Origin of the sequence: Micromonospora sp. NPDC050495 (genome assembly GCF_040655175.1) — a bacterium.
Classification (GTDB): Bacteria; Actinomycetota; Actinomycetes; order Mycobacteriales; family Micromonosporaceae; genus Micromonospora.
This window is the reverse complement of sequence record NZ_JBFAJK010000001.1, coordinates 260,216-285,066: the sequence shown is the minus strand read 5'-3', so window position 1 is coordinate 285,066 and position 24,851 is coordinate 260,216. Positions and strand designations below refer to the sequence as shown.

Annotated in this window: 31 protein-coding genes and 1 tRNA gene; 24 read left to right on the top strand and 8 right to left on the bottom strand. The window is 73.2% G+C overall.

The window, feature by feature from the left end:
* Positions 1 to 72 precede the first annotated feature (72 nt).
* Both AB0I11_RS01395 and AB0I11_RS01390 read right to left on the bottom strand, forming a co-directional pair.
* A complete protein-coding gene (locus AB0I11_RS01395; RefSeq protein WP_357308798.1) occupies positions 73 to 1,155 on the bottom strand; it encodes an NAD-dependent epimerase/dehydratase family protein in 1,083 nt (360 codons plus the stop codon).
* Positions 1,156 to 1,200: 45 nt separating this feature from the next.
* A complete protein-coding gene (locus tag AB0I11_RS01390) occupies positions 1,201 to 1,500 on the bottom strand; it encodes a hypothetical protein (RefSeq protein WP_046571378.1) in 300 nt (99 codons plus the stop codon).
* A gap of 110 nt (positions 1,501 to 1,610) precedes the next feature.
* Here AB0I11_RS01390 and AB0I11_RS01385 point away from each other — a divergent pair.
* From AB0I11_RS01385 to AB0I11_RS01365, 5 genes are all read left to right on the top strand, one after another.
* A tRNA-Lys gene (locus AB0I11_RS01385) sits at positions 1,611 to 1,682 on the top strand.
* A gap of 131 nt (positions 1,683 to 1,813) precedes the next feature.
* The gene (locus AB0I11_RS01380; RefSeq protein ID WP_357308795.1) at positions 1,814 to 2,089 is read left to right on the top strand and encodes a type II toxin-antitoxin system prevent-host-death family antitoxin; all 276 of its coding nucleotides are present in this window, start codon (positions 1,814 to 1,816) and stop codon (positions 2,087 to 2,089) included.
* Positions 2,086 to 2,343, top strand: a complete 258-nt coding sequence (locus AB0I11_RS01375) for a Txe/YoeB family addiction module toxin (protein WP_357308792.1) — start codon at positions 2,086 to 2,088, stop codon at positions 2,341 to 2,343. The genes AB0I11_RS01380 and AB0I11_RS01375 overlap by 4 nt, the downstream gene beginning before the upstream one ends.
* A gap of 278 nt (positions 2,344 to 2,621) precedes the next feature.
* The gene (locus AB0I11_RS01370) at positions 2,622 to 3,446 is read left to right on the top strand and encodes a class I SAM-dependent methyltransferase (RefSeq protein ID WP_357308789.1); all 825 of its coding nucleotides are present in this window, start codon (positions 2,622 to 2,624) and stop codon (positions 3,444 to 3,446) included.
* A complete protein-coding gene (locus AB0I11_RS01365; protein ID WP_357308786.1) occupies positions 3,443 to 4,660 on the top strand; it encodes a hypothetical protein in 1,218 nt (405 codons plus the stop codon). Before AB0I11_RS01370 ends, AB0I11_RS01365 begins: the two co-directional genes overlap by 4 nt.
* On the opposite strand, the gene AB0I11_RS01360 is transcribed toward AB0I11_RS01365, so the two are convergent.
* From AB0I11_RS01360 to AB0I11_RS01350, 3 genes are all read right to left on the bottom strand, one after another.
* Positions 4,625 to 4,879: a hypothetical protein gene (locus AB0I11_RS01360; RefSeq protein WP_357308783.1), complete on the bottom strand. Its 255-nt coding sequence runs from the start codon at positions 4,877 to 4,879 to the stop codon at positions 4,625 to 4,627. The two genes, AB0I11_RS01365 and AB0I11_RS01360, sit on opposite strands and share 36 nt — an antisense overlap.
* A gap of 87 nt (positions 4,880 to 4,966) precedes the next feature.
* Positions 4,967 to 5,794, bottom strand: coding sequence for a TrmH family RNA methyltransferase (locus AB0I11_RS01355; RefSeq protein ID WP_357308780.1), 828 nt, complete (start codon positions 5,792 to 5,794; stop codon positions 4,967 to 4,969).
* A gap of 131 nt (positions 5,795 to 5,925) precedes the next feature.
* Positions 5,926 to 6,162: a DUF2188 domain-containing protein gene (locus AB0I11_RS01350; RefSeq protein ID WP_357308777.1), complete on the bottom strand. Its 237-nt coding sequence runs from the start codon at positions 6,160 to 6,162 to the stop codon at positions 5,926 to 5,928.
* A gap of 205 nt (positions 6,163 to 6,367) precedes the next feature.
* Here AB0I11_RS01350 and AB0I11_RS01345 point away from each other — a divergent pair, with 205 nt between their 5' ends.
* From AB0I11_RS01345 to AB0I11_RS01330, 4 genes are all read left to right on the top strand, one after another.
* Positions 6,368 to 6,952: a DinB family protein gene (locus tag AB0I11_RS01345; protein ID WP_357308774.1), complete on the top strand. Its 585-nt coding sequence runs from the start codon at positions 6,368 to 6,370 to the stop codon at positions 6,950 to 6,952.
* A gap of 107 nt (positions 6,953 to 7,059) precedes the next feature.
* The gene (locus AB0I11_RS01340) at positions 7,060 to 7,644 is read left to right on the top strand and encodes a hypothetical protein (protein ID WP_357308771.1); all 585 of its coding nucleotides are present in this window, start codon (positions 7,060 to 7,062) and stop codon (positions 7,642 to 7,644) included.
* Positions 7,645 to 7,925: 281 nt separating this feature from the next.
* Positions 7,926 to 8,315, top strand: coding sequence for a hypothetical protein (locus AB0I11_RS01335; protein ID WP_357308768.1), 390 nt, complete (start codon positions 7,926 to 7,928; stop codon positions 8,313 to 8,315).
* Positions 8,316 to 8,684: 369 nt separating this feature from the next.
* Positions 8,685 to 9,701: a mechanosensitive ion channel domain-containing protein gene (locus tag AB0I11_RS01330; RefSeq protein WP_357308765.1), complete on the top strand. Its 1,017-nt coding sequence runs from the start codon at positions 8,685 to 8,687 to the stop codon at positions 9,699 to 9,701.
* 81 nt (positions 9,702 to 9,782) lie between these two features.
* Here the strand turns inward: AB0I11_RS01330 and AB0I11_RS01325 are convergent, their stop codons facing one another.
* Positions 9,783 to 10,868, bottom strand: a complete 1,086-nt coding sequence (locus tag AB0I11_RS01325; RefSeq protein WP_357308762.1) for a hypothetical protein — start codon at positions 10,866 to 10,868, stop codon at positions 9,783 to 9,785.
* 228 nt (positions 10,869 to 11,096) lie between these two features.
* Between AB0I11_RS01325 and AB0I11_RS01320 the strand changes: the two genes are divergently transcribed.
* Positions 11,097 to 11,597 carry a hypothetical protein gene (locus AB0I11_RS01320; protein ID WP_357308759.1) on the top strand — a complete coding sequence of 167 codons (501 nt, stop codon included), beginning with the start codon at positions 11,097 to 11,099 and terminating at the stop codon, positions 11,595 to 11,597.
* Positions 11,598 to 11,702: 105 nt separating this feature from the next.
* A complete protein-coding gene (locus AB0I11_RS01315) occupies positions 11,703 to 12,329 on the top strand; it encodes a phosphatase PAP2 family protein (protein WP_357308756.1) in 627 nt (208 codons plus the stop codon).
* Positions 12,330 to 12,486: 157 nt separating this feature from the next.
* Here AB0I11_RS01315 and AB0I11_RS01310 read toward each other — a convergent pair whose 3' ends face one another.
* A complete protein-coding gene (locus AB0I11_RS01310; protein ID WP_357308753.1) occupies positions 12,487 to 13,263 on the bottom strand; it encodes an A24 family peptidase in 777 nt (258 codons plus the stop codon).
* Between the two features lie 591 nt (positions 13,264 to 13,854).
* Here AB0I11_RS01310 and AB0I11_RS01305 point away from each other — a divergent pair.
* From AB0I11_RS01305 to AB0I11_RS01250, 12 genes are all read left to right on the top strand, one after another.
* Positions 13,855 to 14,421, top strand: a complete 567-nt coding sequence (locus tag AB0I11_RS01305) for a hypothetical protein (protein ID WP_357308750.1) — start codon at positions 13,855 to 13,857, stop codon at positions 14,419 to 14,421.
* On the top strand, positions 14,415 to 15,359 hold the full coding sequence (locus AB0I11_RS01300; RefSeq protein ID WP_357308747.1) for a hypothetical protein: 945 nt from the start codon (positions 14,415 to 14,417) through the stop codon (positions 15,357 to 15,359). The genes AB0I11_RS01305 and AB0I11_RS01300 overlap by 7 nt, the downstream gene beginning before the upstream one ends.
* Positions 15,356 to 16,012 carry an SAF domain-containing protein gene (locus AB0I11_RS01295; RefSeq protein ID WP_357308744.1) on the top strand — a complete coding sequence of 219 codons (657 nt, stop codon included), beginning with the start codon at positions 15,356 to 15,358 and terminating at the stop codon, positions 16,010 to 16,012. Before AB0I11_RS01300 ends, AB0I11_RS01295 begins: the two co-directional genes overlap by 4 nt.
* Complete coding sequence (locus AB0I11_RS01290; RefSeq protein ID WP_357308741.1) at positions 16,012 to 16,845, top strand: ParA family protein; 834 nt, start codon at positions 16,012 to 16,014, stop codon at positions 16,843 to 16,845. Before AB0I11_RS01295 ends, AB0I11_RS01290 begins: the two co-directional genes overlap by 1 nt.
* Positions 16,835 to 18,367: a CpaF/VirB11 family protein gene (locus AB0I11_RS01285; RefSeq protein WP_357308738.1), complete on the top strand. Its 1,533-nt coding sequence runs from the start codon at positions 16,835 to 16,837 to the stop codon at positions 18,365 to 18,367. Before AB0I11_RS01290 ends, AB0I11_RS01285 begins: the two co-directional genes overlap by 11 nt.
* Entirely contained in the window at positions 18,325 to 19,263 is a 939-nt protein-coding gene (locus AB0I11_RS01280; RefSeq protein WP_357310111.1) for a type II secretion system F family protein, read from the top strand. Before AB0I11_RS01285 ends, AB0I11_RS01280 begins: the two co-directional genes overlap by 43 nt.
* The gene (locus AB0I11_RS01275; RefSeq protein ID WP_357310092.1) at positions 19,263 to 20,123 is read left to right on the top strand and encodes a type II secretion system F family protein; all 861 of its coding nucleotides are present in this window, start codon (positions 19,263 to 19,265) and stop codon (positions 20,121 to 20,123) included. Before AB0I11_RS01280 ends, AB0I11_RS01275 begins: the two co-directional genes overlap by 1 nt.
* Positions 20,124 to 20,146: 23 nt before the next feature.
* Positions 20,147 to 20,362: a hypothetical protein gene (locus tag AB0I11_RS01270; protein ID WP_046571392.1), complete on the top strand. Its 216-nt coding sequence runs from the start codon at positions 20,147 to 20,149 to the stop codon at positions 20,360 to 20,362.
* A 110-nt stretch (positions 20,363 to 20,472) separates the two neighbouring features.
* Positions 20,473 to 20,901, top strand: a complete 429-nt coding sequence (locus AB0I11_RS01265) for a TadE/TadG family type IV pilus assembly protein (RefSeq protein WP_357310085.1) — start codon at positions 20,473 to 20,475, stop codon at positions 20,899 to 20,901.
* Between the two features lie 5 nt (positions 20,902 to 20,906).
* Positions 20,907 to 21,374, top strand: coding sequence for a TadE/TadG family type IV pilus assembly protein (locus AB0I11_RS01260; protein ID WP_357308735.1), 468 nt, complete (start codon positions 20,907 to 20,909; stop codon positions 21,372 to 21,374).
* Positions 21,371 to 21,802 carry a hypothetical protein gene (locus AB0I11_RS01255; protein ID WP_357308732.1) on the top strand — a complete coding sequence of 144 codons (432 nt, stop codon included), beginning with the start codon at positions 21,371 to 21,373 and terminating at the stop codon, positions 21,800 to 21,802. Before AB0I11_RS01260 ends, AB0I11_RS01255 begins: the two co-directional genes overlap by 4 nt.
* A gap of 16 nt (positions 21,803 to 21,818) precedes the next feature.
* Positions 21,819 to 23,072, top strand: coding sequence for a LysM domain-containing protein (locus AB0I11_RS01250; protein WP_357308729.1), 1,254 nt, complete (start codon positions 21,819 to 21,821; stop codon positions 23,070 to 23,072).
* 188 nt (positions 23,073 to 23,260) lie between these two features.
* On the opposite strand, the gene AB0I11_RS01245 is transcribed toward AB0I11_RS01250, so the two are convergent.
* Positions 23,261 to 24,112, bottom strand: a complete 852-nt coding sequence (locus AB0I11_RS01245; RefSeq protein WP_357308726.1) for a Rieske 2Fe-2S domain-containing protein — start codon at positions 24,110 to 24,112, stop codon at positions 23,261 to 23,263.
* A 279-nt stretch (positions 24,113 to 24,391) separates the two neighbouring features.
* Between AB0I11_RS01245 and AB0I11_RS01240 the strand changes: the two genes are divergently transcribed.
* Positions 24,392 to 24,850 carry a nitroreductase family deazaflavin-dependent oxidoreductase gene (locus tag AB0I11_RS01240; RefSeq protein ID WP_357308723.1) on the top strand — a complete coding sequence of 153 codons (459 nt, stop codon included), beginning with the start codon at positions 24,392 to 24,394 and terminating at the stop codon, positions 24,848 to 24,850.
* Position 24,851: the final 1 nt, after the last annotated feature.

Here is a 24,851-nt window from a genome sequence, read left to right as displayed (position 1 = left end):
TGTCGAGGCGGGGGCGCCCGTATCGACGCAAACTCCTTGATCAACGCGGCGGAAGAGGGCCAGGACCAGGGGTCAGTAGGGGTTGGGGTGGCCGGGGAGGCGGGCCTTGAGCAGGGCGGCGGGGCGGCCGGGCAGGCCCGGGTCGGCCGACAGCGGCGGTGAGGCGGTGCCGGCCCGGTGCGCCATGCCGGCGAAGAGGTCACGGAGCGCGGTCACCGCGTCCACCCTGGGCGTCCAGCCGAGCTCCCGCTCGGCGCGCTCGCTGGACAGCAGCGGGACGTTCAACGCCAGGTCCACCCAACCCGCGTCGACCGGTTGCAGGCGCGCCCACCAGGTCAGGCTCGCCGCCGCGCGGAGCACGGGCGCCGCCACCGGCACCGTCCAGCCGTGGAAGTGCCGGGCCACCAGCTCCGGGGTCAGCACCGGGTCCGCGGCGACATTGAAGGCGCCGCGCGCCTCACCCAACACCGCCCGGGCGTACGCGTCGGCCACGTCGTCGGCGTGCACCGCCTGCATCCGCAGCCGGCGATTGGCGGGCACCAGCGGGATCCGGCCGTACCGGAGCAGCTGGACCGGCAGCAACGGGCCGATGAAGTAGCGGCTGATCTCGGTGCCGGCGTCACGCTGGAAGATCAGCCCCGGCCGCAGCCGGACCACCCGCAACCCCGGCTGCTCCCGCTCGACCGCGTCCAGCAGCCGCTCCACCTCCGCCTTGTCCCGGCTGTACGACGACCCCGCCACCCCGGTGACCGGCCAGTTCTCGCTCACCGGGTGGTCCTTCGGACCGGGCGCGTACGCCCCCACCGACGAGGCGTGCACCAGGGCGGGCACGCCGGCCCGGACGACCGCGTCGATCACCGCGCGGCTGCCCTCGACGTTGGTCCGGTACAGCGTCCGCCGGTCGTGGCTCGGCTGGATCTGCCAGGCCAGGTGCACCACCGCCTGCGCACCGGCGACGATCGTGGCCAGCCGGTCGGCCGCCCCGGGCGCCCCCACGTCGCAGGCGTGCCACTGCACCCCGTCGTACGGCTCACCGGCCCCCGGACCGGGCAGCCGCCGGGCCACGCCCACGAGTTCCGACCCGGACTCCTGCCGCAACCGGCGCAGCAGGGCGGTGCCCACGTTGCCGGTGGCCCCCACGATGACGACGCGCATGCCCGCTGCCGTACCCGCTGGTGCGGGCACCAACCCCCGGACCGCTCAGGGCCGCGGATTCGTCCGGGTCCAGCCCCGCTCCCCCTGGCGGCGGCCCTGCACGGCGGCCAGGCAGCGCGGGCAGACCCAGCCCTCCGGGTCGGCCTCGGTGAGCACGTCGGTGGCCGAGTAGTCGAACGGCACGTGCGGGAACCGGCGCAGCCGGGTACGACTCAACGGCAGCCCGCAGACCGTCTGGTTCTGCCCCGACAGCCACGCGTGCACCTCGCCACCGGGCCGGCGCACCCCGTCGGCGCCCGGCACCTCCCTCGACGCGGCCACCGCGGGAGTACTGCTCAACCTCATGCCCCCCGATTCCCCGGCCCGGCCGTCCCATACCGGCGGGCCTGTCGGAAGATCGACTGCGGGGGAAGCCGGAAGGCCGGTGTGAGCGGGTTCCGGTAACCTGGGCGGGCGGGCCGCTAGCTCAATGGCAGAGCTGTGGACTTTTAATCCATAGGTTCAGGGTTCGAGTCCCTGGCGGCCCACTCTTCCGCAGGTCAACGGCCCTTCGGGTGGCCGGTTGAGCCCTACCCTCGGCTCGTACAGCAGCGAAGTACAGCAGCAGCCGCGGCTCCCGCCTGAGGTACAGTTTTCTGTACTTAGCCCGGAGGTGGTCATGCGGACCGTGAACTTCACCCAACTGCGGCAGAACCTGGCCGCCGAACTCGACAGCGTCATCAACGACGCTGAGGAAGTCGTGGTGACCCGATCCGGCCACGAGCCCGTGGTGATCGTGCCGCTTGCGGAGTACGAATCGATGAAGGAGACCGAGTACCTCCTGCGCAACCCGAGCAACGCCGCCGCGCTGCGCCGGTCGATGGCGGAGCTTGAGGAGGGTGATGCGGCCGAGCGGGATCTGATCGACCCGGCCACCGTGCGGGACGTCGCGTGAGGCTGGTCTTCACTGCGACGGCCTGGAATCAGTACCTCGACCACACGGACCGGAAGCTGGTCAAGCGCATCAACGATCTGATCGCGGACGTGATGCGCAACGGATATGAGGGCATCGGCAAGCCGGAGCCCTTACGGGGAGAGCTGTCCGGCTTCTGGTCCCGCCGGATCGATCGCGAACACCGGCTGGTGTATCGGATCACCAAGGACGACGTCGAGATCATCGCCTGCCGTTACCACTACGGCGACCGATAGCGGAGTGGACTGAAACCAGGAGCGTCAGCCGTACCGACTGGATCGGTGCCGTCTTACCGGTCCAGCGCGCTGCCGAACCGCTTGAGGGCGTCGCGGGGGCCGCCGAATACACCACCGTGTAGATCTCCATGGTGATGGCGAGCGCACCCTGATCAACGATGCAGCGGGCCGATACGGCCGCGTCAGGTACGCCCAGCCGGGTGCCGGTCGCGACATGACCTGGCGGGAGAGGGCCTGTCGGGTGACGGTACGTCACGTTTGCCGGATCATGGTTCTATGTGGACGTGCAGAACGACATCGGACTCACCGCCTACCTGGTGAACGAATCACGAGCGCGACGGGAGGATCTCGCGGCCGACCCGCTGGCGAGGGAGTGGATCTCGGAAAAGGACCGCGGCGCGGTTCGGGACCTGTGGCACGAGTTTGCCGGATCGGTGTACCCCCACGACGACCTGGTCGTGTCCTTGCGTGGCCGCATCATCCTGGAAACCCTGACCCAGGCCTTGGAGAAGCGCAGCGACACGGTGCTGGTGGTGTGCGGCGCCGGCTTCTCGTCGTATCCGTGGCTGCTGCCGTTCGCTGCGGCGATGGAGGTCGACCTGCCCGACATGGTGGCGGCCAAGCGGCGACGAGCCGCCGAGCTGCGGGCGGCCGGGGTACTCGATCAACGAGAGGTCGAGCACATCGCGGCGGATCTGAACGACCGGGAGGCACGTCGCCGCCTCCTGGACCGGATCCGCCGGTTCGCCGCCGGGCGGCCCATCGCATTTGTGGCCGAAGGGCTGGTCTTCTATCTTCCCCCCGATGACGCCCGGGCGGTCGTCGGGCTGGGAGTCGCGGCAGGGCCGCAGACGCTGACGATGATCAGCTACTGGCCGCTCGCCGCAGCGGATCATCCGGTGCTTTCGGCGCAACGCCGGTGGTTCCGGAAGCGATCGCTGCCCGAGGACGCCAGCTACCTGACCACCAGTGAGCTCTCGGCGGTCCTGGGCGCTCCGGTGGAGAACCACAGCACCGAGGACCTTCAGCACCGGTACCTCGGGGAGGTCGTCGTACCCGAGACCGAGCTGATCCCGGAGCACGTGGCGGTGGCCGGGAGATGACCGACGTACTGCACCTCCAGACCAGGGCCTACCCCCTGCACTACGCATCGGTCGACCGCACGGTGGAAACGGTGGTGGTGCCGGGACGGGGCGAGATCCACCTCGTCCCGGGCATGCTCGGTTCGGTGGCGTACAACTCCGAGGAAACGCTCGACGTCGACTTCACCGACATCGTTCGCGCCGCGGTCAGCCTGCCCGACGTTACGATCGTCAATTGCCGGATCCGGATCCTCGCCGCCGGTGCCGTACTCGTGACGTACGCCCTGTTGCACCCGACGGATCTTCGCGAACTCGACGTGCACGCCCTGGTCGCGCTGGACGCGGCGATCAACCGCAGGCTCCGGGAGGCCGACCGGGCCTTGCTGGGGGAGGTGCTGGCCGCCGCGCGGCGGGCCGGGCTCCTCCGGCACGTGATGGTGCCGCCAGGCGGTGCCGCGGCCGCCGACTGGACGGAAATCGACCCCCGTGCCGTCCGGTACAACTGCCACTTCATCGCGCGCGACCCCGCCTGGGAGCCGGATGGCCGGGTGCCCGGTCTGGTGCTGGGCCCGCACTGCCAGATCCTGTTGCCCTACACCTATGCGTGGGACGGTGATCCGTCCCCGGACGGCATCGATGACATCCTGACGATGCTGGAACCGGCCGATATCGCCGTCGCTCAGCAGTCGGTGCTGGTCGGCGCGAGCGTCGGCGGGCTCCGGATCCTGAGCGAACTGGCCCGGGCGATTCCCGGTCGGCTGGAGGGTCCGGAGTTCCGTCGGTTCCTCGACGGCGTCTGGGCCGACTATCACCATCTCGACGCGTACCGGGTGGAGTCGGGCCAGGACCACCGGGCCACGTACCTCGCGGCCCGCGAGACGATCGGGCTCGACGGTACCCATGAGCGCGCGGAGAAGCTGCTCAGCCATGTGAACGCCTCGCTGCTCGCCGAGGCTTCGCTGCGGAGCGAACGGCTGGACAAGCGGCTCAACCGGGTCGCCGCCGCGCTGACCGTGGTCGCGTCTGCGGCGTTCCTGCTCGACATCGCGGCCTTCCTGTTGCCGAACGTGAGCGGGCAGATGAAGGTGGCGGTCGTCTCCGGGGTGGCTCTCCTCGCCGCCGGTCTGCTGGGCGCGACCATCTCCTGGTCCGGTGAACGGAACGCTGAGCGGGGACCCGGCTCTGCGACGGTAGACGCGTCAGCGGCTTCCGACCCGGCTGGTCGGCTGGAATAGCCAGGGCAGCATGGCGCCCCGCTCATCCATGTGACCTACCCGGACGCAGGGGCATCGGCGACGGGCGCGGTGTGGTTCGCCTGGTGGTACCTCCGCTACCGCGAGCAGGGCGAAGACCAACACCAGGTCGAAGAAGAGCTCCAGGTAGCTGACCTGTCGGGCGTCCTCCTCGCCGCGCAGGATGCCCCCGCCCGGTGCCGGGTCCAAGGGTCGCCCCATCGCACCATGATCGCCGGAAGGACGCCTTTCATGCACTGATTTGATCCGTTTCATCCGTACGCGGATGCGGTCAGCGGCATACAGCGGCTACCGCCGCTTGGCTCTCTGCCGCGAGGCCTCGTACAGCACCACGGTGCCGGCTGCTGCCGCGTTCAACGAGCTGGCGGCGCCGACGATGGGGATGCGGACCATCCGGTCACTGGCCTCCTGCCAGCCGGCGCTCAGTCCGTTGGTCTCGTTGCCCACCAGAAGTAGCGTGGGGCCGGTCAGATCATGGTCGGCGACCTCCACATCGCCGTGCTCATCCGTACCGACGACCTGAACCTGTGGAAGCCCACGCGCACGCGCCGCGGCCAGCCAGTCGAGAACCTCCCGATGGCTGGAGACCCGTACGACCGGGACAGCGAACAGCGATCCCGTGCTGGCGCGAATGGCTTTCGGGTCGTAGGGGTCAGCTGCGTGACCGGTGATGACGACACCCGAAGCCCCGAAGGCATCTGCGGAGCGGATCAGAGTACCGATGTTGCCCGGGGTCTTCGGGCGGTCGAAGACCACGACCAGCATCGTCGGCCCGGCCGGGATACGGTCCAGGCTGTCTTCGGGCTGCGCCACCACAGCCAGCAGCTCGGGCGACTCCTCGTCCTTGCCGCCAAGTTCCCGCATCAGCTCCGGTGCGAGAGCCACGCGCGGAGCCGAGACCCGGTCGAGGAGGTCCCGGCACCATCGGGACAGCACCTGCCGGTCCGGATAGAGGAGAGCACGGATCTCCCAGCCCTGTTCCAGGGCCAGGGTGATCGGTCGTACCCCCTGCACCAGGAACTCACCCGACCGCTGGCGCTTGTTGCGGTTGGTCAGCAGTGCCTGCCACTGCTGGAAGCTCGCGTTCCGGGTGGTGATCTTCATGGTCTTCGCCACGCAGATGATTCAACAACATCCGCCCGGCCACGGGATCAACGCCGACGTACCGCAGCAGCCGGCGTTGGTCCCGGCGTAGCGGTGGCGTCCGGCATCCGGACGCCACCCGCCCCTACTGCCTCACCCGAAGCTCAGCCCTTGGTCTCACGAGGGTCACGGCTACGCGGGTACGTGTTCTTCTCGCCGATCGTGCCGTCCTTCTTCTTGATCACGTGCTCGACATCTCGCTGGGCGGCCACCTGCCGGCCTGCGGTCTGCGCCTCAGCCTTGGTGTCGTGCGTCGTGCTGGCGCGCTGATTGCCCTCCGGACGGTTCTTCCACTGACCGTCCTCGTAGTACGTCTCGACATCACCCTTCGCCACGCCCATGACCTCCTAGGTTGCCTGCTGGTCAGGAATATTTGCCCCGACCGCCTCGGAGGCCAAACGTCCGGCGTCCGCAAACCCCGGTACGGGAAGCGGCCGCGCCGGCTGCTGGAGCAGAGGGCCGGTCACCGGTGACACAGTGGGCAGGCGAGAGCGTCGGGCCGTTCACGGGCGGCAAGCCTTCCTCGACCCTGGCACGATCGTCGCCATGACGATCTCCGGGCCCAAGGCGGACCTGCTCGACTACCTGCAAGGGGCGCGCGGTGCGATGGTGTGGAAGCTCGAGGGTCTGAGCGAGTACGACGTCCGGCGTCCGCTGACACCGACCGGGACCAACCTGCTGGGGCTGGTCAAGCACCTGGCACGGGGCGAGTTCGGATACTTCGGCGAGACCTTCGGGCGGCCAGGTGACGCCGTCGGGCGGTGGCCGGACGACGAGCAGGCCTGGCAGGCCTGGGCCCTGCCGACAGAGTCGCGCGAGTCCATCATCGGGTTGTACCGCCGGGCGTGGGCACATGCGGACGCGACGATCGACGCGCTGCCACTGGACGCGGTCGGCCGGGTGCCGTGGTGGGGCGACGGCGGTGAGGTGACGCTGCATCAGATCCTGGTCCACATGACCGCTGAGACGCAGCGGCACGCCGGTCATGCCGACATCGTCCGAGAGCTGATCGATGGCGCGGTCGGTCTGCTCAGCACGTCGACCAACATGCCGCCGTCGGACGCGGCGACGTGGGCCGCCCATCGGGACATGGTGGAGCGGAATGCGCGGGAGGCCGCCCGCAAGGCGTAGTCGCCTGCCGATCGTCGGCACCGCAGGAACCGGGCGGCAAGCCGGTTCGTGCTAGACCACCATGGTGAGGATGACGTCATGAACCACGGCCCCGGACGGAGATGAGCATGCCGGAACCGCGCGCCTTCTGGCTCGATGAGCAGTTCGACCGTGAGCACGGCACGGACGGGCGTGGCCGCTACGAGGCCGAGGTGCTGAGGCGTACCGATGAGTTCGCCGACGCGTGGGGCGACTTCGCGCCGGTCACCTTCGCTGCCATCGCCTGGCGACTGGCTGTCGAGCTGTCGCCCGGCTACGTTCGGTGGCACCGGCGGATCATCTCCGCGACCTGTACGCCGAGCCGGTGGGACGGGAGCATGGTGTGCGCCGTGTCGGTGGTCTCGCGGTGGCCGGCCGAACTCACCTGGACCAAGCAGTGGCAGCGTGACCGTGGCTGGCGGGACTGGCCGCAGTTGTTCGGCCAGTACCCGACCCCGTCCGACCAGGACCTCGCGCGCAGCCCTCACCTGCGGGCAGTGTTGCAGGTGGAGGCGCCGGTTCCCATGGATGACCTGCCGCCGGCTCCCGACGGTCCGGACCCGTCCGTGGCGCCCGCGGCGCGCCGGGCCGTCACCGTGCTGGCGCGGGAACTCAACGACCTCCTCGCCCCGCTGATCGGCCAACTGGAGGCCGGTGTGCCCGCAGACTCCTGACCGGCGCTGACCACGCGACCCGCAGGCAGGCCCGGGACCGCACACTCCCGCGCGGGACGTCGGGTGACGCCGGCCGGCGCCGGCCCACTCGAGGCCGCGCCGGCCCACCCGAGGCCGGTGTGGATGATGACGCTGTTCCCGGCGGCGACCCGGTAGTCGCTGGTGAACTTGTAGGTGTAGCCGGCCATGTCGCGCCCGGCCGTCTGTACGCGAAGGGCCGTTGATCCACTGTCGCCGGAGGCCGGCAAGTCCCCGTGTTTGCCCACCGGACCGGCGCCGACGTGTTCGCGATCCTGGACCGCGTCCAGGACGGCCCGCCATTCCGGAACGGTCCGGCGAGCCACGAGCGCCTGGAAGCCGGCGATCAGCGGAGCGAGTTCCGCCCCGGCAGCCACGCGCGCCTGGTTCTCGGTAGCGATCCGGTCGTACTCCTCGTCCTTCGGCCGATCGCCATGGGCGGGCACATCGACGGCCGCGACCGCGAAACCACATTCGATCACGAAGCGGCGGGCCTGGGCGACCATGCCGGGGGCCTTCTTGTGCTGGCCACCGCCGTGGCCCATCAGGATGAGGGGACGGGTACCGGCGGCATCATGCGGCGTCCACAGCACGCCGGGAATCTCGCCGAGGGTGAAGAGCTGTTCAAGGACGCCGTCGGACGACGTCTCTGATGTGAAGCGCACCGCGTTTCAGGGCCTTTCGGACTGCCTTCTGCGGGCACTCCCTAGGCCATGCGAGGGAGGGAGCCCCGACCTGTCATCGCGTTGATCGGTCTCACCTCCTCGGTTTCTCAGCAGCGCACGGCGGCGCCGAAGCTATCACGAAGGGGCCGCGGCGCTCCGGACCGTCACTCTCCCGGACCCTGCCCGTGCCCTTCGGCAAGCCCGTGCCGATCGGGCGGTTTAACTCCTGCGACCGAGGAAATGCGGCGACGGCCCACGAGCGCCCGGCGCGGGCACCGAGAGAGCGCGCCCGCGCTGAAATAGGGGCATACGGCATGCCGCGTACACGGTCGAAACGGTCCTGAGGTGGCTGGGTCAATGATCACCCAAGCGGTTTTTGTCCTCATCCTCACCACTGTCGTCGCGCTGCTCGTGACTTGGCTGGTCGGCCGGCTGGCGCGGCGGCTCCTCAAGGCCCGGGTCGAGCGATTCCTGAGCATGGCCCGCGTGCACCCGCAGCCGGCGTTCAGCATCCTGGCGGTCGCTTGGTCGTGGTATTACGCCTTGCCGGCGACGGGCCTGTCGCCGGAGGTGCTCTTCCACCTCCGGCACTGGGATCAGCTCGTCGCGATCGGTGCCGCCGGCTGGTTCGTCACGAAGCTGCTGCACCTCGGCGAACAGATCATCTTCTGGCGTCGTCCCCGCATCTTCGAGGACGAACGGATCCGCCGGACCCGTACCCACGTCAAGGTGATCCGGCAGACTGCGGTGGCGCTCGTGCTCCTGGTCACCGTCGCCCTGATGCTGCTCACCTTCCGCCCGGTCCGGGCGGTCGGAATCAGCATTCTCGCGTCCGCCGGTGTGCTGGGCCTGCTGGTCGGGATAACTGCGCGGGAGTCCCTCCGGATGGCGATCGCCGGCCTCCAGATCGCCTTCAGCGCCGCGGTGCACCTCGATGACGTTCTCGTTGTCGACGGCGACTGGGGGCAGGTCGAGGAGATCGCCCTCACCCACGTCGTGCTCCGGACCTGGGACAAACGCAGGTTGGTCCTGCCGAACACCTACTTCACCAACGAGAAGTACGAGAACTGGACGCGTTTCGGTAGCACGGTCGCCGGTTCGGTGGACATACACGTGGACTTCAGCGCCGATCTGAACCAGGTGCGGGAAGCGGCCCGGCGGTTCCTGGAAGCCTCGCCGGCATGGGACCGCGGGGACTGGGAGGTTCGGATGACGGACATGGGCGAGCAGACCGCGACCGTGCGTATCACCGCCACGGCCAGGGACGGGCACTGCGCCTGGAGCCTGCGGTGCGAACTGCGCGAGGGGATGGTGGCGTTCCTCCGGACCGAGCACCCGCAGTGGCTGCCCCGCCGCCCCAAGTACGAGGTTTGACCATGGACGCGGGCGCTCGGAGGCGGGCTCCGTGACGGTGCCGGCCGCCGGGAACGCGGTCCCGGTGCGGCGCCCGAGCAGCTAGCCGCGCTGCCACCAGCGCCGCTTCGGGGCGGGCGCCGGGGCCGGAGCCGCAGCCGGCTCGTCGTCCTCGTCGTCCTGCGCGGCGCGGGCCAGCACTGCGGTCGCCAGCGCCCGGTCGGCGGCCCGGCAACCGGGCGTGATCAGCATCAGCTGCGCCAGCGACTCCTCGATGGTGACCAGCCGCTCGGCCGCCACGGCCGCGTCGAGTCGGGCCCGGACCAGCTGGTGGACCTCGGCCCGCAGGGCCGGCTCCCGGTACGCGGCGGTGACGAGCGCGAACAGTGCCGCGTCGGCGACCCAGTCCTCGACGCCGAACGCCAGGTCGACCAGCACCTCGCGCCGGGTCGAGGCCGGCCAGGGCTCGTCGGCGGCGTGGTGCAGGATGCCGAGGCACACCCATGGCTGCATGAGCCGGTACCAGTAGGTCGGCGTCGACGTGGCCAGGTGCTGCCAGCGCGGGGTGTCCGGCGGGCCGGGCAGGTGGGCGAGGAGTCCGAGCAGGTCGGCCAGGGGCAGCTCACCGAGCGGGGCGGCCTGCACGTACCCGGAGAGCGGCGACGGCCACGGCTCCCCCGCGACCTCGTGCAGCAGTCGGACGGCGGCGGCCGACGGTGCCGGCACGGCGGGCACCGGTTCCGTGCCGTCGTACCGCCAGGCCGCGTACCGGCCGCGCCGGACCGGCGTCCGGATGTCCGGGGCCGGGAACTCGGCGATGCCGATCTCGACCGGCCCCATGACCCGGCGGCAGGCGGTCATGGCGCTGGCCGGCTCGGCCGCCGACACCCCGAAACCGCTGATCTCGAGCTGCTCGCCCTGCGCCCGGCGACCGCCGATCTCGTTGGCGACGTTGATGATCGCCTCAATCGGCATCGGCACCCAGTTGAGCCAGGGCCGCTTCGCCGAGGCCAGGGCGAAAACCACGTCCGTCATCCCGCACGGGTGCGGATCGTCCTGGACGGCGACCAGGTCGGCCACGTCGCCGGACGCCCGGAAACGCGCGGCGTGCCGGGCGGCGTCGCGGTGTGGGAAGCGGGCATCGTCAGTCATCTGCCGCAGGTCGGCATCGGCGTCGCCGGAGAACATGGCGGGGAGCGTAACAATCTTGACCGTCCGCCCGGAGCCCCGTCGAGCGGCGGCGTCCCTCCACTCCGGACCGACCGGGCGGAGGCGCCGCCGGGGCCGCCGGGGCCGGCGGCGGGTCCGGTGACCGGCCGGCGACACACCGCTGACCGGTCCTGTTCTTGATCCGGCCGGGTGTGCCGTTCACCCTGGTACGACCAGGGGAAACCGGCGCGACCCCGGAGGTGGGCGATGACGGGTAGGCGGGAGACCGTGGAGGTCGACCCGGTGGTGTTCCGTGCGGTCTACGACTCGCCCGCCGCGCTGCCCGGCCGGCACCGCTGGATGACCCCCGAATCGGACGTACGCCGGCTGGAGAAGCTGCTGAACATGCCGGCACGCAGCATCGGCGCGCCACTCTGGGTCAGCGGCGACGAACCGGACTGCGCCAAGTGCGGCCGCCGGGTCAACTGGTACGACATCGTCTCGTCCGCGCTGCACGGGGTGCACGACCGGGCGATGATCGCGCGGGTGATCCTCGGTGAGCGCAAGTACGTCAACACCGAGGTGCCCGACGCCATCCCCGGCGTGCACTGCGCCGACTGCCGTACCCCGATCACCGGCCTGCGCAGCTTCAAGTGCCACAACTGGGCGTACGCCTTCGAGGCGCTGGAGGAGATCGTGCAGCGGATGTCCGGGCCGGCCGGCCAGCCCGTCCCGCGCCTGCCGTCGGACCCGCCGGCCGCGCCGTGATCCGGCGCCCGGGGGCCTGTGAGGTTGCTGAGACCTCGACGCCCGGACGCTGATTCCCCTGCCACCCTCCCGGTGCACGGAGTATGAACGGGAGGTGGGGCGAAAATGAACGAGACCGTGGCTACCGGCGTTCCGGACCTCAGCACCGACTTGTACCGGGACGTCGTCGAGTTCGCCGACGGCACGCCAGAGCCGGTCCACTGGTTCGCGATCCACTTCACCGAGGGTGCGATCGTGCTGCTCGGTGTGCTGCTGGTGCTGGCGGCGCTGACCCGGCTGGTCGGTGGTGACGTCCGGGACCGGGCGCTCGCCCTGGCCGCGCCGGTGACGGTGGTGCTGGCGTACGGCGCCAGCGAGGGGCTGAAGAGCCTGGTCGCCGAGGACCGGCCGTGTCGCAGCCCGGCCGGCCTGATGATCGTCGCGGGCCACTGCCCGGCCGTCGGCGACTGGTCGTTCCCCAGCAACCACGCCACCATCGCGGGCGCGCTGGCCGCCACCACGCTGCTGCTGCACCGCCGGTTCGGCCTGCTGGCCGTCCCGCTGGCCGTGCTCGCCGCGCTCTCCCGTGTCTTCGTCGGCGTGCACTACCCGCACGACGTGGCCGCCGGCCTGCTGCTCGGCGCCCTGATCGGCACCCTGCTCACCCCGCTGGCGGCCCGGCCGCTGGCCGAGGTGCTCGGCCGCCTCTTCCCGCGCCCCGCGCCCACCCTCGCCCCACCGGCCCGCCGCTGACCCGCTCGGTCCAACCCGAGGCTGGCCGGCCCGACCTCCGCCCCCTCAACGCGACGAGATGCGGCGATCGGGGCCTTCCCGCCGTGGGGAAGCCCCAACCTGCCGCATCCCGGGTCACCGGCCGGCCCGATGACCGCCGGCCGCGCGGGGCCGCGGGTCAGGTGGTGGTGAGCACGAGCGTGGCGGCGGTGGCGGCGATGAGGAACGGGCCGAACGGCAGGTGACTGGACCAGCGGACCCGCCGGGCCGCCAGCAGCGCCAGCCCGGCCAGGGCGGAGAGGGCGAGGCCCAGGACCAGCCCGGCGAGCAGCACCGGCCAGCCGTGCCAGCCGAGCAGCACGCCGGCCCCGAGCGCCAGCTTGGCGTCGCCCAGGCCGAAGCCGCGCCGGCCGAGCAGCAGGGTGGTCGCCGCGAAACCCGCGCCGAGCACGAGGCCGGCCGCGGTGGCCCGCAGCCACGGCGCCGGTCCGGGTCCGGCGAGCGCGGCCAGCCCGAGCAGCGCCCAGGCGCCGGCCGCCGCCGGCCAGGTGAGGCGGTCGGGGAGCCGGTGCACCGCGGCGTCGACCAGGGCCAGCGGGATCGCCCAGGCGAGCCACCAGGCCAGCGCCGCCCGCACCGGCAGCGACCCGCCGCTCAGCGCGAGCACCGCCAGCGCGCCGGCCAGGCCCAGCTCCACCAGGCCGGGCCCGGCGCCCACCCGGGCGCCGCAGGCCGGACAGCGCGCGGCCGGCCCGAGCGCCGGCAGCGGCCGGTCCAGACCGATCGGCGCGGCGCAGCGATCGCACCCCGCCCGGTCCGGCGACCCGGGGGGTACGGCGTACCGGGCGACCGCCAGCCGGAGCAGCGGCACGATCGTGAGGGCGGCGAGCAGCCGTACCCCCGGACGGTCCGGGCTGGCCGCCCGGCGTGGCTGGCCGACCCGTTCGGCCGTCACCCGGCCCCTCCCGGATGGTCGCGCACCGTTCCACCGTGGAGCACGGAGAGTGATTTCATCCGTGTCCGGATGTGACGCCCGGGACGTGGAACGGTCCACCGACCGACGCATACACGAACATCGACCTCGGTGGTCGGGCGGCCCGGGCCGGCCCCGGCGGTGGCGGGACAGATCGGACCAGAGGCGTCGTTGTCCCCCATACCTCCGCCGGCCCGGCCGAGTCTGGTCCGGCGGATTCCCGCCCAGGGTGCGGCCACTCCTGCCGCCACATCGGCCGGCCCGCCGACCCGACCCGCTGTCCCGAGGTGCACGGCCCACCACCACCTGTCATCACTGAGAGTGTTCGCTTGAATTGCCTCTGTTGCATCGGCGGACGTGAGCTTATGCTCGCCCCTTGGGTACGACGCAACCCCCCGATCAATTCGCGTCGGAGACCGAGTGGAGACGACCTTTCCCCATTAGCTGAAGATCCGTACAGGTAAATGCAGCGGTAGCCGGAAGAGGCCCGGACGGAGACATCCGGGCGCGGTTCCGCCTGCCCGGAGCACGCCCCCGCGGCCGCTCCGGGTCGCCATCGAGGAGGGCGCGGCATTGCGTACATGGCATTCCCGCCGATGGGCAAGCTGCCTGCTCAGCCTGGCCGTGCTGGGCGCGGGCGCCGGCTGCGGGAGCGAGCCGGAGGCGGCGACCCGGCCGTTGACCGGCACCGGCAACGCTCCGGCCGCCCATTCCGTGGCGGACGAGGAGGCCGCCGGGAAAGCGGCGCTCGCCGCCTATTCCGGCTATCTCGAGGCGTCCCGCGCGGCGAACGCACGCAGTGATCCCGGCCATCCCGCACTTGCCCGATTCCTGGCGGATCCGCTGCTGACCAAGGTTCAGGTGACAATTCGCGAGGCGAAGGAGCACGGTGCCATGCGGACCGGGACGCTGCTCTCCGACCCCACCGTCGTGTCGGTCGACCTGACCGCCGACCCGCCCACGGTGCAGATCCAGGACTGCCTGGACGCCACCGGCTACCGCCTCGTCTACGCCAAGAACCACCGGGTCGTCCCCGGTACCCGCGGCGGGCGCTACCTGGCGACGGCCACCGCGACCCGGTACCCCGACGGCCGGTGGCTGATCAACGCCGGCGCCGCACATCAGGACCAGCCGTGCTGACCTGGGGAGGAAGGGGTGTCCCGGCCCGTCCGACCCGGGCCGGGACACCCCGCAGGCTGCTGCTCGCCGGCGGCCTGGCGCTGCTGCTGACCCTGACCGGCGGCCCCGCCCGGGCCGCCGACCCCGGCGGCGAGTGCCCGCCCGGGCAGAACGACTGCAACGTCTGGGACGACGATCCGGGCGTGCCGGGCAAGCCCGGCGGGGGCGGTGACCCCGGTGGCGGTGGCTCCGGCGGTGGCGGTGTCGGGAAGTGCCAGTGGAACGGCCGGGTCGTCCCCTGCTACGACGAGTACCTGGGGTGGTTCAACAACGGCGACGGCTGCTACTACAAGCTCGCCAGTCCGCAGCCACCCGCGCCCGAGGGCACCCAGTGGTACGTCCGGACCTGCAACGGCGGCGACCTCGGTGACCAGGTCAACGTGCTGCTGGACACCCCGCCGCCCGGGTTCGGCACCCCGCCCGACCCGGAGGAGCTGGCCCGCCGGGCGCTCGCCTCGATCAGCCCGCTGCCGCCCCGGATCGCGGTCGCGCCCCGGCGCAGCAAGGGACCGGGCCTGGTCGGGCTGCCGGTCTGGATGTGGGCCAGTTCCGGGGCGGCATACTTCGGGCCGCTCACCGCGTCCGCCTCGGACCGCGGGCTGACCGTCGAGATCACCGCCCGGGTCACCGAGATCGTCTGGTCGATGGGCGACGGCAGCGAGGTCACCTGCACCGGGCCCGGCACCCCCTACACCGCGAGCGGCCCGTACGCCGGGCAGCCCTCCCCCGACTGCGGCTACGACGACGGCTACACCCGGGCCGGCACCTACCGGGTCGGCGCCACCACGCACTGGACCGTGCACTGGTCCGGCGGGGGCGACAGCGGCGACATCGCCCAGAGCCGGGTCAGCGGAACCGTCCCGGTGCAGATCAACGAGCTTCAGGTGGTGACCGGATGAGTGTGGTGACCCGGAACGGGACTCCGATGGAGGCGCCGGTGGCGCCACCCCGGGTGGTCCGGCAGCGGCGGGTACGCCCCGGGCTGCTCGGCCTGGCGGTGCTGCTCATCGCGCTCGGCGGGCTCGGCTCGGCCTTCGCGGTCACCTCGGTCCGCTCCACCGGCAGCTACCTGGCGGTGGCCCGCCCGGTCGACGTGGGCCACCAGCTCACCACCGACGACCTGGTCACGGTACGGGTCTCCGGCGGCCGGGAGCTGCGTCCGGTCCCGGCCAGCCGGCTCAAGGAGGTGCTGGGCCTGCGGGCCGCGGTCCGGCTCACCCCCGGCACCCTGCTCACCCCCAACCAGCTCACCGACACCCCGCTGCTCGGCCCCGACCAGCAGCAGATCGCGTTGGGCCTGGACCGCAGCCAGGTGCCCGCCCGCCGGCTGCACCCCGGCGACAAGCTGCTGCTGGTGAGCACCCCGGACCGCAGCGCCGGCGGCGCGGCCGGCAATGGTGGCACCCGGTTCCCGGCCGTCGTGATCGACGCCGTCGAGCAGGACAACAGCGACGTGGTGGTCTACCTGGCGCTGGCCGTCCGGGACGTGCCGGCCGTGGTGGCGCTGGGCGCGGCCGGCCGGGTGGCGCTCGTGCTCACCGAGGCGGCCTGATGGCGATCATCGCCCTGGTCTCGGCGAAGGGCTCGCCCGGCGTCACCACCGCCGCGCTGGCCGCCGCGCTGAGCTGGCACCGGCGGCTGGTGCTGGCCGAGTGCGACCCGGCCGGCAGCTCGATCCTCGCCGGCTACCTGGGCGGGGCGCTGGACGGCCCCCGGGGCCTCGGCGAGCTGGCCGTCGGGGAGTTGCGCGACGGCAACCTGGACACCGCCTTCTGGTCGCAGCTGGTCGACCTGGACGCGCCGAAGCGGGAACGGCTGCTGCTGCCCGGCGTGGTCGATCCCGCCCAGGCCGGCAGCGTGATCCCGCTCTGGCAGCGGTTTGCCGACTACTTCACCGGGCTGGAGAACGGTGTCCCGCCGTACGACGTGCTGGTCGACTGCGGCCGGTTGCTGGTCCCCGGTCCACCGTGGCCGCTGCTCCGCGCCGCCGCGGTGGTGCTCCTGGTCACCCGCGCGCACCTGCCCGACCTCTCGGCCACCCGGGCCACCGTCCGGGCCATCGAGCGGGACCTCACCGAGCACCGGGTTCCCCCGGGCACGCTGCGCCTGCTGGTGGTCGGCGACGGGCACGGCACCAGCGAGATCAGCAAGTCGCTGGGGCTACCGGTGATCGCCCGGCTGCCGCACGACCCGCGTACCGCCGAGGTGCTCAGCCTCGGCGGCACCGTCCGCGCCGGACGGCCGCTGATGCGCGCGGCCGGCGGGCTGGAGGTGCCGATCCGGGCGCTGCTGGACCGGCGGCGGGCCCGGCTGGCCTGGCCGCGCATGACGCCGCCGCCGGCGGTCACCGCCGCGAGCGGGACGGAGGTGCCCGGTGCGGTTTGAGCCGGTCAACCACGACCCGCGGCAGCAGCCCGCCCTGACGTCCACCGTGCCACCGCTGGTGGCCCCGCCGAACGGCCGGCACCCCGGCCCGTCCCCGGTGCCCTTCCCGCCACCGGCGGTCGCCCCGCCGCCCCGCCCCCGGGTCGACTTCGCCGTGGTGCGCGAGCTGCGCCGGGAACTCAGCGAGCGGCTCACCCACTGGCAGCGCGGCCGGGAGTTCGACGCCGACGCCGAGGAGGTCGAGCGGGCGCGGCTGGCGGTCGCGGTGGTCTCCGCGTACGCGGACTCGGTGCGCCGGTCCGGCACGCCGATGGCCGCCGACGAGGAGCGCCTGCTGCTCGACCAGGTGACCGCCGAGCTGGTCGGCCTGGGCCGGCTCCAGACGCTGCTGGTCGACGACACCATCGAGGAGGTGCACATCCTCGGCTGCGACCAGGTGCGGATCACCCGGCACGGCGGTGGCGTCGACTGGGCCGAACCGATCGCCGACAGCGACGACGAGCTGGTGGAGATCCTCCAGGCGGCGGCCCGCCGGGCGGGCGCCACCGAGCGTTCCCTCTCCACCTCCAAGCCCACGCTCGACCTGCAGCTGCCCGACGGCAGCCGGCTCGCGGCGGTGTTCCTGGTCAGCCACCGCCCGTACGCCGTGATCCGCAAGCACAACACCCTCGCGGTGAGCCTGGAGGACATCGCCGGTGGCCGGCCCGACCTGGACGAGATGATCGACCCGCTGCTGCGCGACTTCCTCCGCGCGGCCATGCGGACCGGCCTCAACATCATGGTGGCCGGGCTGGCCGGCGCCGGAAAGACCACCATCATCCGGGCGCTGATGGACGAGATCCCCGTCGACGAGCCGTACGTGCTGCTGGAGGAGAGCCGCGAGCTGCTGCCGGCCCGGCGCGGGCACAAGCACCGGGCGGTGATGAGCTTCGAGTCCCGGGAGGGGCACGGCGAGCGCGGGCTGGACGGCCGGCCCGCCGGCGAGGTCAGCATCGCCGACCTGATCCCCGTCTCGCTGCGGATGGGCGTGCTGCGGATCATCGTCGGCGAGGTCCGCTCCCGGGAGATCGTGCCGATGCTCCAGGCCATGACCACCAGCCGCGGGTCGATGTGCACCATCCACGCCCGTACCCCGGCCGGGGTGAGCGAACGGATCATCGAGCTGGCCCTCGCCCACGGCCGGGAGATGACCGTCGACCAGGCGCGCCGGATGGCGGGCAACGCGCTGGACCTCATCGTCTACGTCACCGTCGAGGACGAGACCGCGATCGGCGGGCGCAAGGAACGCTTCGTCTCGCACGTCGAGGAGGTCGTCGGCGTCGGCGAGGGCAACCGGATGACCACCACCACGATCTTCGGCCCCGGGCCGGACGGCCGGGCCGTCCCCCGGCACCTGCCCGAACGGATCCGCGACCAGCTCCTGCGGGTCGGCTACGACGCCCGGCTGCTGACCCGCTTCATCGAGGCCGGCACCGGCGCCTGGCGCCGCCCCCGGCACACCCGGCTGGGAGGACGGCGGTGACCACGATCGAGCTGATCGCCCTCTTCTCCGGTGCGGCGGGCATGGCCGGGCTGGTGCTGGTCGTGGTCGCCCTGGTCGGCACCCGCCGGCCGGCCGGGCCGCGACCGGGCGCCGGGCCGGGGCTGCGCCGGCTCTGGACCGGTTCGGGCTCCGGTCGCCGGGAGCGGCGCCGGTACCAACTGCTGCTCGGCGCGGCGGTGGTGGCCGGCGCGCTGGCCTTCCTGCTGACCGGGCTGCCGGTGGTGGGCCTGGTGGTGGCGCTGGCGGTGCCCGGCGTGCCGTGGCTCTTCGCGGTCGGCCGGGCCGAGCAGCGGACCATCGCCCGGGTCGAGGCGGTCGGCGAATGGACCCGCCGGCTGAAGGACATCTCCGGCACCGGGCAGGGCCTCCAGCAGGCCATCATCGGCACCATCGCCACCGCGCCGGAGGAGATCCAGGAGGAGGTACGCACCCTGGCGGCCCGCCTCCAGGCCGGCTGGCTGGCGAAGTCCGCCCTGCTCGCCTTCGCCGACGAGATCGCCGACCCGGTCTGCGACCAGGTGGTCGCCGCGCTGATCCTGCACCTCACCGACCGCGGTGAGCGACTCGGCGACGTGCTCGGCTCGATCGCCGCCGCCGCGTCCGCCGAGGTGGCCACCCGCCGGGAGGTCGAGGCCAAGCGCACCCAACCCCGGTTCGCGGTCCGCTTCCTCACCGGAATGACCCTGGCCACCCTGGCGTACGGCCTGGTCAACAGCGACTACATCCGGCCGTACGGGACGGTCGTGGGCCAGCTGGTGATGGCGGTGCTCGGCGCGGCCTTCATCGGGCTGCTCGCCTGGGTCCGGTCGATGAGCCAGCCGCCCCGGCCGGCGCGGTTCCTGCCCACCCCCGACCTGGAGGAGGCGATCGCGTGATCGTCAACTGGCAGCTCGCCGTCGCCGTGCTGGGCGGCGCCGCCGTCGGCCTCGGCCTCTTCCTCGTCGTCAGCGAGGCGCTGCCGGCCACCCCGGCGCTCGGCCCGGCGCTGCGCCGGCTGCACCAGCCGGCTGGGCGGTCCGGCGCGGCCGGCGCCGGCCCGGACTGGCTGGGCGGGTTCTCCCGCTGGCTGCGCCCGCCGCACCGGCAGCTCGCCCTGCTCGACCGCACCCCCGAGCAGTACGCCCTGTCGGTGCTGCTCTCCACCCTGGTCGGGTTCGCCACGCCGGCCCTCGCCTCGGCGCTGCTCTTTCTCGGCGGGCTGGCCCTGCCGCTGGCCGTACCGGTGCTGGGCAGCCTGGGGTTCGCCCTGGTCGCCGGCCTGCTCGCGCACCGCGCCGTGCTGGCCCGGGCGGACGCCGCGCGGGACGAGTTCCGCCAGGCGGTCTGCACCTACCTGGACCTGGTGGCGTTGCAGCTCTCCGCGGCGCACGGGCCGGTGCAGTCGCTGGAGCGGGCGGCGGCGGTCTGCGACGGCTGGGTCTTCGACCGGATCCGGGAGGCGCTGCGGATCGCCCAGCTCCAGATGCACTCGCCCTGGGACGAGTTGCAGGAGCTGGCCGACCGGATCGGCATCCCGGAACTCGGCGACGTGGGCGCGATCATGCGCTCCTCCGGCAGCGAGGGCGCCCAGGTGCACGAGACGCTGCGCAGCCGCGCCGACTCGCTGCGGGACCAGATCCGCACCGACAACCTGGCCCGGGCCGAGGGGGTGACCAGCCGGCTGGACATCCCCGGTTCGCTGCTGGTCTTCGTCCTGCTCGGCTTCGCCGTCTATCCGTTCATCGCCCGGCTGTGAACCCACCCGAGAAGGAGAAGGCCATGCCCCTCTGCGCCTACCTGTACGCGGCGGTCGCCGCACGCCTCGCCGAGCTGCGGCGGGATCCCGAACGGGGCGACAGTCCCGTGCCCACCGCGGTCATCATCTTCGGGCTGGTCGCGGTCGCCATGGCGGTCACCGGGCTCGCCCTGGCCAAGGCCAACGACTGGATGAACGCCATCCCGGGCAACACGGCGCCGAACGCACCGACCAAGTGACGGACCGCCCCGCCCGTACGGACCGGAACCGGCCGGCGCCCGCCGACCGGCCCACCGGCCTGCGCGGACCGGGGCGGGTCGGCACCGTCCTGGGTGGGCGGCTCACCGGCCTGCGCGGGCCCGGGCGGGTCGCCGCCGTCCTGGGTGGGCGGCTCACCGGCGGCGGGGCGGACCGGGGGGCCAACCCGGTCGAGCTGGCGGTGGTGATGCCGCTGATCCTGGTGCTGCTCTTCGGCTCGATCCAGGTCGCCGTCTGGTTCGTCGCCCGGTCCACCGCGTTGAACGCGGCGCAGACCGGGGTCAACGCGCAGCGGGTGGTCGAGGCACCGCCGGACGCCGGCCGGAAACGGGCCGCGGGTTTCCTCTCTGCCGCCGGTGACTGGCTGGTCGGCTGGCAGTCGCCCGGCCCGGCCTGCACCTCCACCGCCACCGAGGTCACCTGCACGGTCACCGGCCGTTCCCTGTCGGTGATCCCGGGCGTCTCCTTCCCGGTCCGGCAGTCCGCGCACGGCCCGGTCGAACGCTGGACGGCGGGGTGAGGCCGATGGCAGCGCGTCGGGAGCGGGGCTCCGTCTCCATCGAGGTGGCCGTGCTCGCCCCCGCCTTCATCGGGTTGATGGTGCTGGCCGGAGTGGCCGGGCGGACCGCGGTCGCCGACCAGGCGGTGGAGTCCGCGGCGCACGACGCCGCCCGGGCCGCCTCGATCGCCCGGGACGCCCGTACCGGCCGCGCCGCCGCCGCCGATGCGGCCCGCCACCAGCTCGACTGGGCCGGGCTGCGCTGCACCAGGGCACCCGCGCTGCGCTTCCGCGGCTCGGTCGGCGGCTCGACCAGCAGCTTCGCCGCCGCGTACGGCAGCCCGGCCGGGGTGCCGGCGACCGTCACGGTCACGGTGACCTGCCAGGTCTCCTTCCGCGACCTCCAGGCCCCGGGGCTGCCCGGCGTGCCGGGCACGAAGACCGTCTCGGCGAGCTTCACCTCGCCGCTGGACACCTACCGGAGCCGGCGGTGACCGGGCGGCCGGCGCGGGAGAGCGGCCGGGTCAGCCTCTTCCTCGCCGTGGCGCTGACCGGCGTGCTGGCCATCATCAGCCTGGCGTACGACGGCGCCGGTCAGCTGCGCACCCTGCAACGCGCGGACAACCTGGCCGCCGAGGCGGCCCGCAGCGGCGGGCAGATGATCGACCGGAGACGGGCGATCGAGGGCGGCCCGACCGAGATCGACGAGGTGGCCGCCCGGAGCGCCGTCACGGACTACCTGGCCGCCGCCGGCGGGGTCGGTGGGCACGACGTCAGCTTCCCGGTGGTCGACGGCGAGAAACGGATCCGGGTACGGGTCAGCATCACCTACCGCCGCGACCTGCTCGGGCTCTTCGGAATCAGGAAGACCGCCACCGTCACCGGTGAGGCGACCGCACGGGCGCTCACCGGCGCCCCGTAAGGAAGGGAAGGCAGCCATGTCCGCACCGCAACGCTCCGCCGCCCGGCGGGCCGGGCAGGTCCTCACCGGGCTCGGCGCCCTCGTCGTGCTCTGCGCGGTGGTGGTCGGCGGGCCGGTGGCACTGCTCGCCTTCGCCGGCAACCCGCTGCCCGACCACCTGCCCACCCTGGCCGAGGTGGGTACGGCATTGACCAGCCGCGACGACGGCGGGCTCTTCCTGCGGACACTGGCGGTGGTCGGCTGGTTCGGCTGGGCGACGTTCACCTTCTCCGTACTGGTGGAACTGCTCGCGGCGGCACTGCGCCGGCCGGCGCCCCGGCTGCCTGGGATGGGGCGGCAGCAGCGGGCGGCGGCCGCCCTGGTCGGCTCGGTGGCGCTGATCCTCGCGGCATCGCCGGTCGCGGCGAGCGCCGCCACCCTGGCCGCCCCGCAGCCGGTCGCCGCCGCGCCCGCGGTGGTCGCCCCGCAGCCGGTCACCGCTGCGCCCGCGGTGGTCGCCCCGCTGGCCGGTCCCGCCGCCGAGCCGGTACGGGCCGCCTCGGTGACCACCGAGCCGGCGGTGTACCGGGTGGCCAAGGGCGACTACCTGGGCGGCGTGGCCGATCGCTACCTGGACGACTTCGAGCGCTACCGCGAGGTGGCCCGGCTCAACCGGATCGCCGACCCGGACCGGATCCACCCCGGACAGTTGCTGAAGCTGCCGGAGCGGGCGGTCGACGGCGGGGTACGCCGGCACGCCACCGGTCGGCTGGTGGTCACCCCGACCCAGCCTCCGGCAGAGACGCCCGGCCCGGACGAAAGCGCCACGCCCGGCGGCTCGGGTACGACCTCTGCCGGCGGCGGCTCGGGGAGGACCTCCGCCGGCGGCGAGTCGGGGACGACCTCCGCCGGCGGCGAGTCGGGGACGACCTCCGTCGGCGGCGGCGCCGGTACGACGACCGCGCCGGACCCGGCCGGCACCAGTGCCGCCAGGCCCGCGCCGAGCCGTCCCGGGGTGACCCGGCCCGCCCCGGCCGGTTCGACTCCGGCCCCGACCGCGACGCCCGGATCAGCGGTGGCGGTACCGGCCGGTCCGCCGCCGGCGATGGCGGCGGGCGCGTCCCGGGCCACCGTCGACGACGGCATGAACCGACCGCTGGCCATCTCGGCGGTGCTGGCGGTGGCGAGCATCGTCGGCGCCCAGATCGGCGCGGTGCTCGGACTGCGCCGCCGCCCAGCGCCCCGCACCTCGACCCGCGACCTGGTCACCGGCCGCCACCGCAAAGACTGACCCCCACGCCCCGCCACCCCGCCGCCCGACCGCTTACCGCCGCCGGCCGCTTACAGATCTTGGAAGATTTCGGCCCCCAGCGGGGCCGTTTCCTTCCAAGATCTGCGCGAGCGGCGACCCGCGGCGGGGAGCGAACGGTGGGGAAGACCTGTGGGGGGCGAAGGGTGGAGCGGGCGGCGGGGGGTGGGTCAGGGAAGGCGGGCCTCGAGGCGGCCGTTGACCACCCGGGTGGGCAGGACGACCTGATCGTTGCCGGACGGCCCGTGCACCACCTCACCACCGTTGAGCCGGAACGCGCTGCCGTGCCACGGGCACACCACGCAGGCGTGGCCGTCGATCTCCTGCACCTCGCCCTCACCGAGCGGGCCGCTCTGGTGCGGGCAGCGCTCCAGCATCACGGTGACGTCGTCGCCGTGCCGGTAGAGGATCACCGACACGTCGTCGATCTCCCGGGTGACCAACTGGCGTTGCGGCAGGCTGCTCAGGTCGCCCACCGGGTGCCAGCCGTCGCTGATCAGGTGCAGCTCGGAGATGCTCTGGCTGACCTGCGCGCCCTGCTTGTACGCGAGGTGCCCACCCAGGTACGCCCCGGCGCTCACCGCCGACAGCCCCAGATACGCCAGCGCCTTGCCCATCCCGTGCCGGCCGTTGAGCCGGGCGGCCAGCGAGCTCGCGTAGAGGGTCACGCCGATGGTGTTGGCGGCGGCGTGCACCAGGCCGACCCGGCGCTGGTCGCGAGCGAGCGACGCCCAGTCGTTGAGGCCCGCCACGGCCGCCGGCACGGCGCTGACCGTACCGACCGCGACCAGGGCGGTGGCGGCCCGACGCTGTCCCGGCATCAGGTCGACGATCGCCGCCGAGATCCATGCGCCGACCGGCACCTGCACCATCGCCGGGTGCAGGGGGTGACCGAGCCAGACCCCGTGCAGCAGGTCCCGGATCCGCTGGGAGCGCAGGGTGCCCTGGACGGCGCGCTGCAACCGGTCACCAACCCGGTCCAGCGCCGTGGTCTGTTCGAGTTTCGTCAGTAGTTCGCGCACCTGGTCCGACTTCCCGGCAGGAGGACTCCCAAACCGGGCGGCACCGACGATTCACGCCATCGGGTGGTTCCGCCCCGCCGGCCGCCGATCGCGGCAACATCCCCGAGCCGAGCCGAGCCGAGCCGGGCCGGGGCCGAAGCCAGGGCCGGGGCCGGGGCCGGGGCCGGAGCCGGGGCCGGGGCCGGAGCCGGGGCCGGGGCCGGGGCCGGAGCCAGGGCCGAAGCCAGGGCCGGCGGGCGGGACGAAGGCGGTCCGGCGGGGGGCGGTAGCGTCGGGTGCATGGCCCGTCGCATCCCGCGCTGGCTCGCCCGCGCTCCCATTCCCCTCTACCGCCACGGCCTCGGCCGGCTGCTCGGCCGCCGGCTGCTGATGCTGGAGCACCGGGGACGCCGCACCGGTCTGCCCCGTTACGTGGTGCTGGAGGTGGCCGACCGGGAGCCGGGCTGCCTCTTCATCGCGTCCGGGCACGGCCAGGACTCGCAGTGGTTCCGTAACCTGCGAGCCGACCCCCGGGTCCGGGTCTGGACCGGCCCCCACCAGGGCGTCCCGGCGCGAGCCGCCGTGCTGACCGGCGAGGAGACCCGGCAGCGACTGGAGATCTACCGGCGACGCCACCGCCGGGCGGCGGCCGCCCTCGGCCGTACCCTCGACATCCCGGAACTGCGCGACACCGGGCCGCTGCCCGCCGACGTGGCCACCCGGCTGCCGCTGGTCCGCCTCGACCTCGACGAGGGCTGAG

Coding starts and splice junctions, on each gene's coding strand:
- AB0I11_RS01395 (WP_357308798.1), bottom strand. CDS start 1,155: ATGCGCGTCGTCATCGTGGGGGCCACCGGCAACGTGGGCACCGCCCTG.
- AB0I11_RS01390 (WP_046571378.1), bottom strand. CDS start 1,500: ATGAGGTTGAGCAGTACTCCCGCGGTGGCCGCGTCGAGGGAGGTGCCG.
- AB0I11_RS01380 (WP_357308795.1), top strand. CDS start 1,814: ATGCGGACCGTGAACTTCACCCAACTGCGGCAGAACCTGGCCGCCGAA.
- AB0I11_RS01365 (WP_357308786.1), top strand. CDS start 3,443: ATGACCGACGTACTGCACCTCCAGACCAGGGCCTACCCCCTGCACTAC.
- AB0I11_RS01360 (WP_357308783.1), bottom strand. CDS start 4,879: ATGGGGCGACCCTTGGACCCGGCACCGGGCGGGGGCATCCTGCGCGGC.
- AB0I11_RS01350 (WP_357308777.1), bottom strand. CDS start 6,162: ATGGGCGTGGCGAAGGGTGATGTCGAGACGTACTACGAGGACGGTCAG.
- AB0I11_RS01345 (WP_357308774.1), top strand. CDS start 6,368: ATGACGATCTCCGGGCCCAAGGCGGACCTGCTCGACTACCTGCAAGGG.
- AB0I11_RS01340 (WP_357308771.1), top strand. CDS start 7,060: ATGCCGGAACCGCGCGCCTTCTGGCTCGATGAGCAGTTCGACCGTGAG.
- AB0I11_RS01330 (WP_357308765.1), top strand. CDS start 8,685: ATGATCACCCAAGCGGTTTTTGTCCTCATCCTCACCACTGTCGTCGCG.
- AB0I11_RS01325 (WP_357308762.1), bottom strand. CDS start 10,868: ATGTTCTCCGGCGACGCCGATGCCGACCTGCGGCAGATGACTGACGAT.
- AB0I11_RS01320 (WP_357308759.1), top strand. CDS start 11,097: ATGACGGGTAGGCGGGAGACCGTGGAGGTCGACCCGGTGGTGTTCCGT.
- AB0I11_RS01315 (WP_357308756.1), top strand. CDS start 11,703: ATGAACGAGACCGTGGCTACCGGCGTTCCGGACCTCAGCACCGACTTG.
- AB0I11_RS01295 (WP_357308744.1), top strand. CDS start 15,356: ATGAGTGTGGTGACCCGGAACGGGACTCCGATGGAGGCGCCGGTGGCG.
- AB0I11_RS01290 (WP_357308741.1), top strand. CDS start 16,012: ATGGCGATCATCGCCCTGGTCTCGGCGAAGGGCTCGCCCGGCGTCACC.
- AB0I11_RS01270 (WP_046571392.1), top strand. CDS start 20,147: ATGCCCCTCTGCGCCTACCTGTACGCGGCGGTCGCCGCACGCCTCGCC.
- AB0I11_RS01260 (WP_357308735.1), top strand. CDS start 20,907: ATGGCAGCGCGTCGGGAGCGGGGCTCCGTCTCCATCGAGGTGGCCGTG.
- AB0I11_RS01250 (WP_357308729.1), top strand. CDS start 21,819: ATGTCCGCACCGCAACGCTCCGCCGCCCGGCGGGCCGGGCAGGTCCTC.
- AB0I11_RS01240 (WP_357308723.1), top strand. CDS start 24,392: ATGGCCCGTCGCATCCCGCGCTGGCTCGCCCGCGCTCCCATTCCCCTC.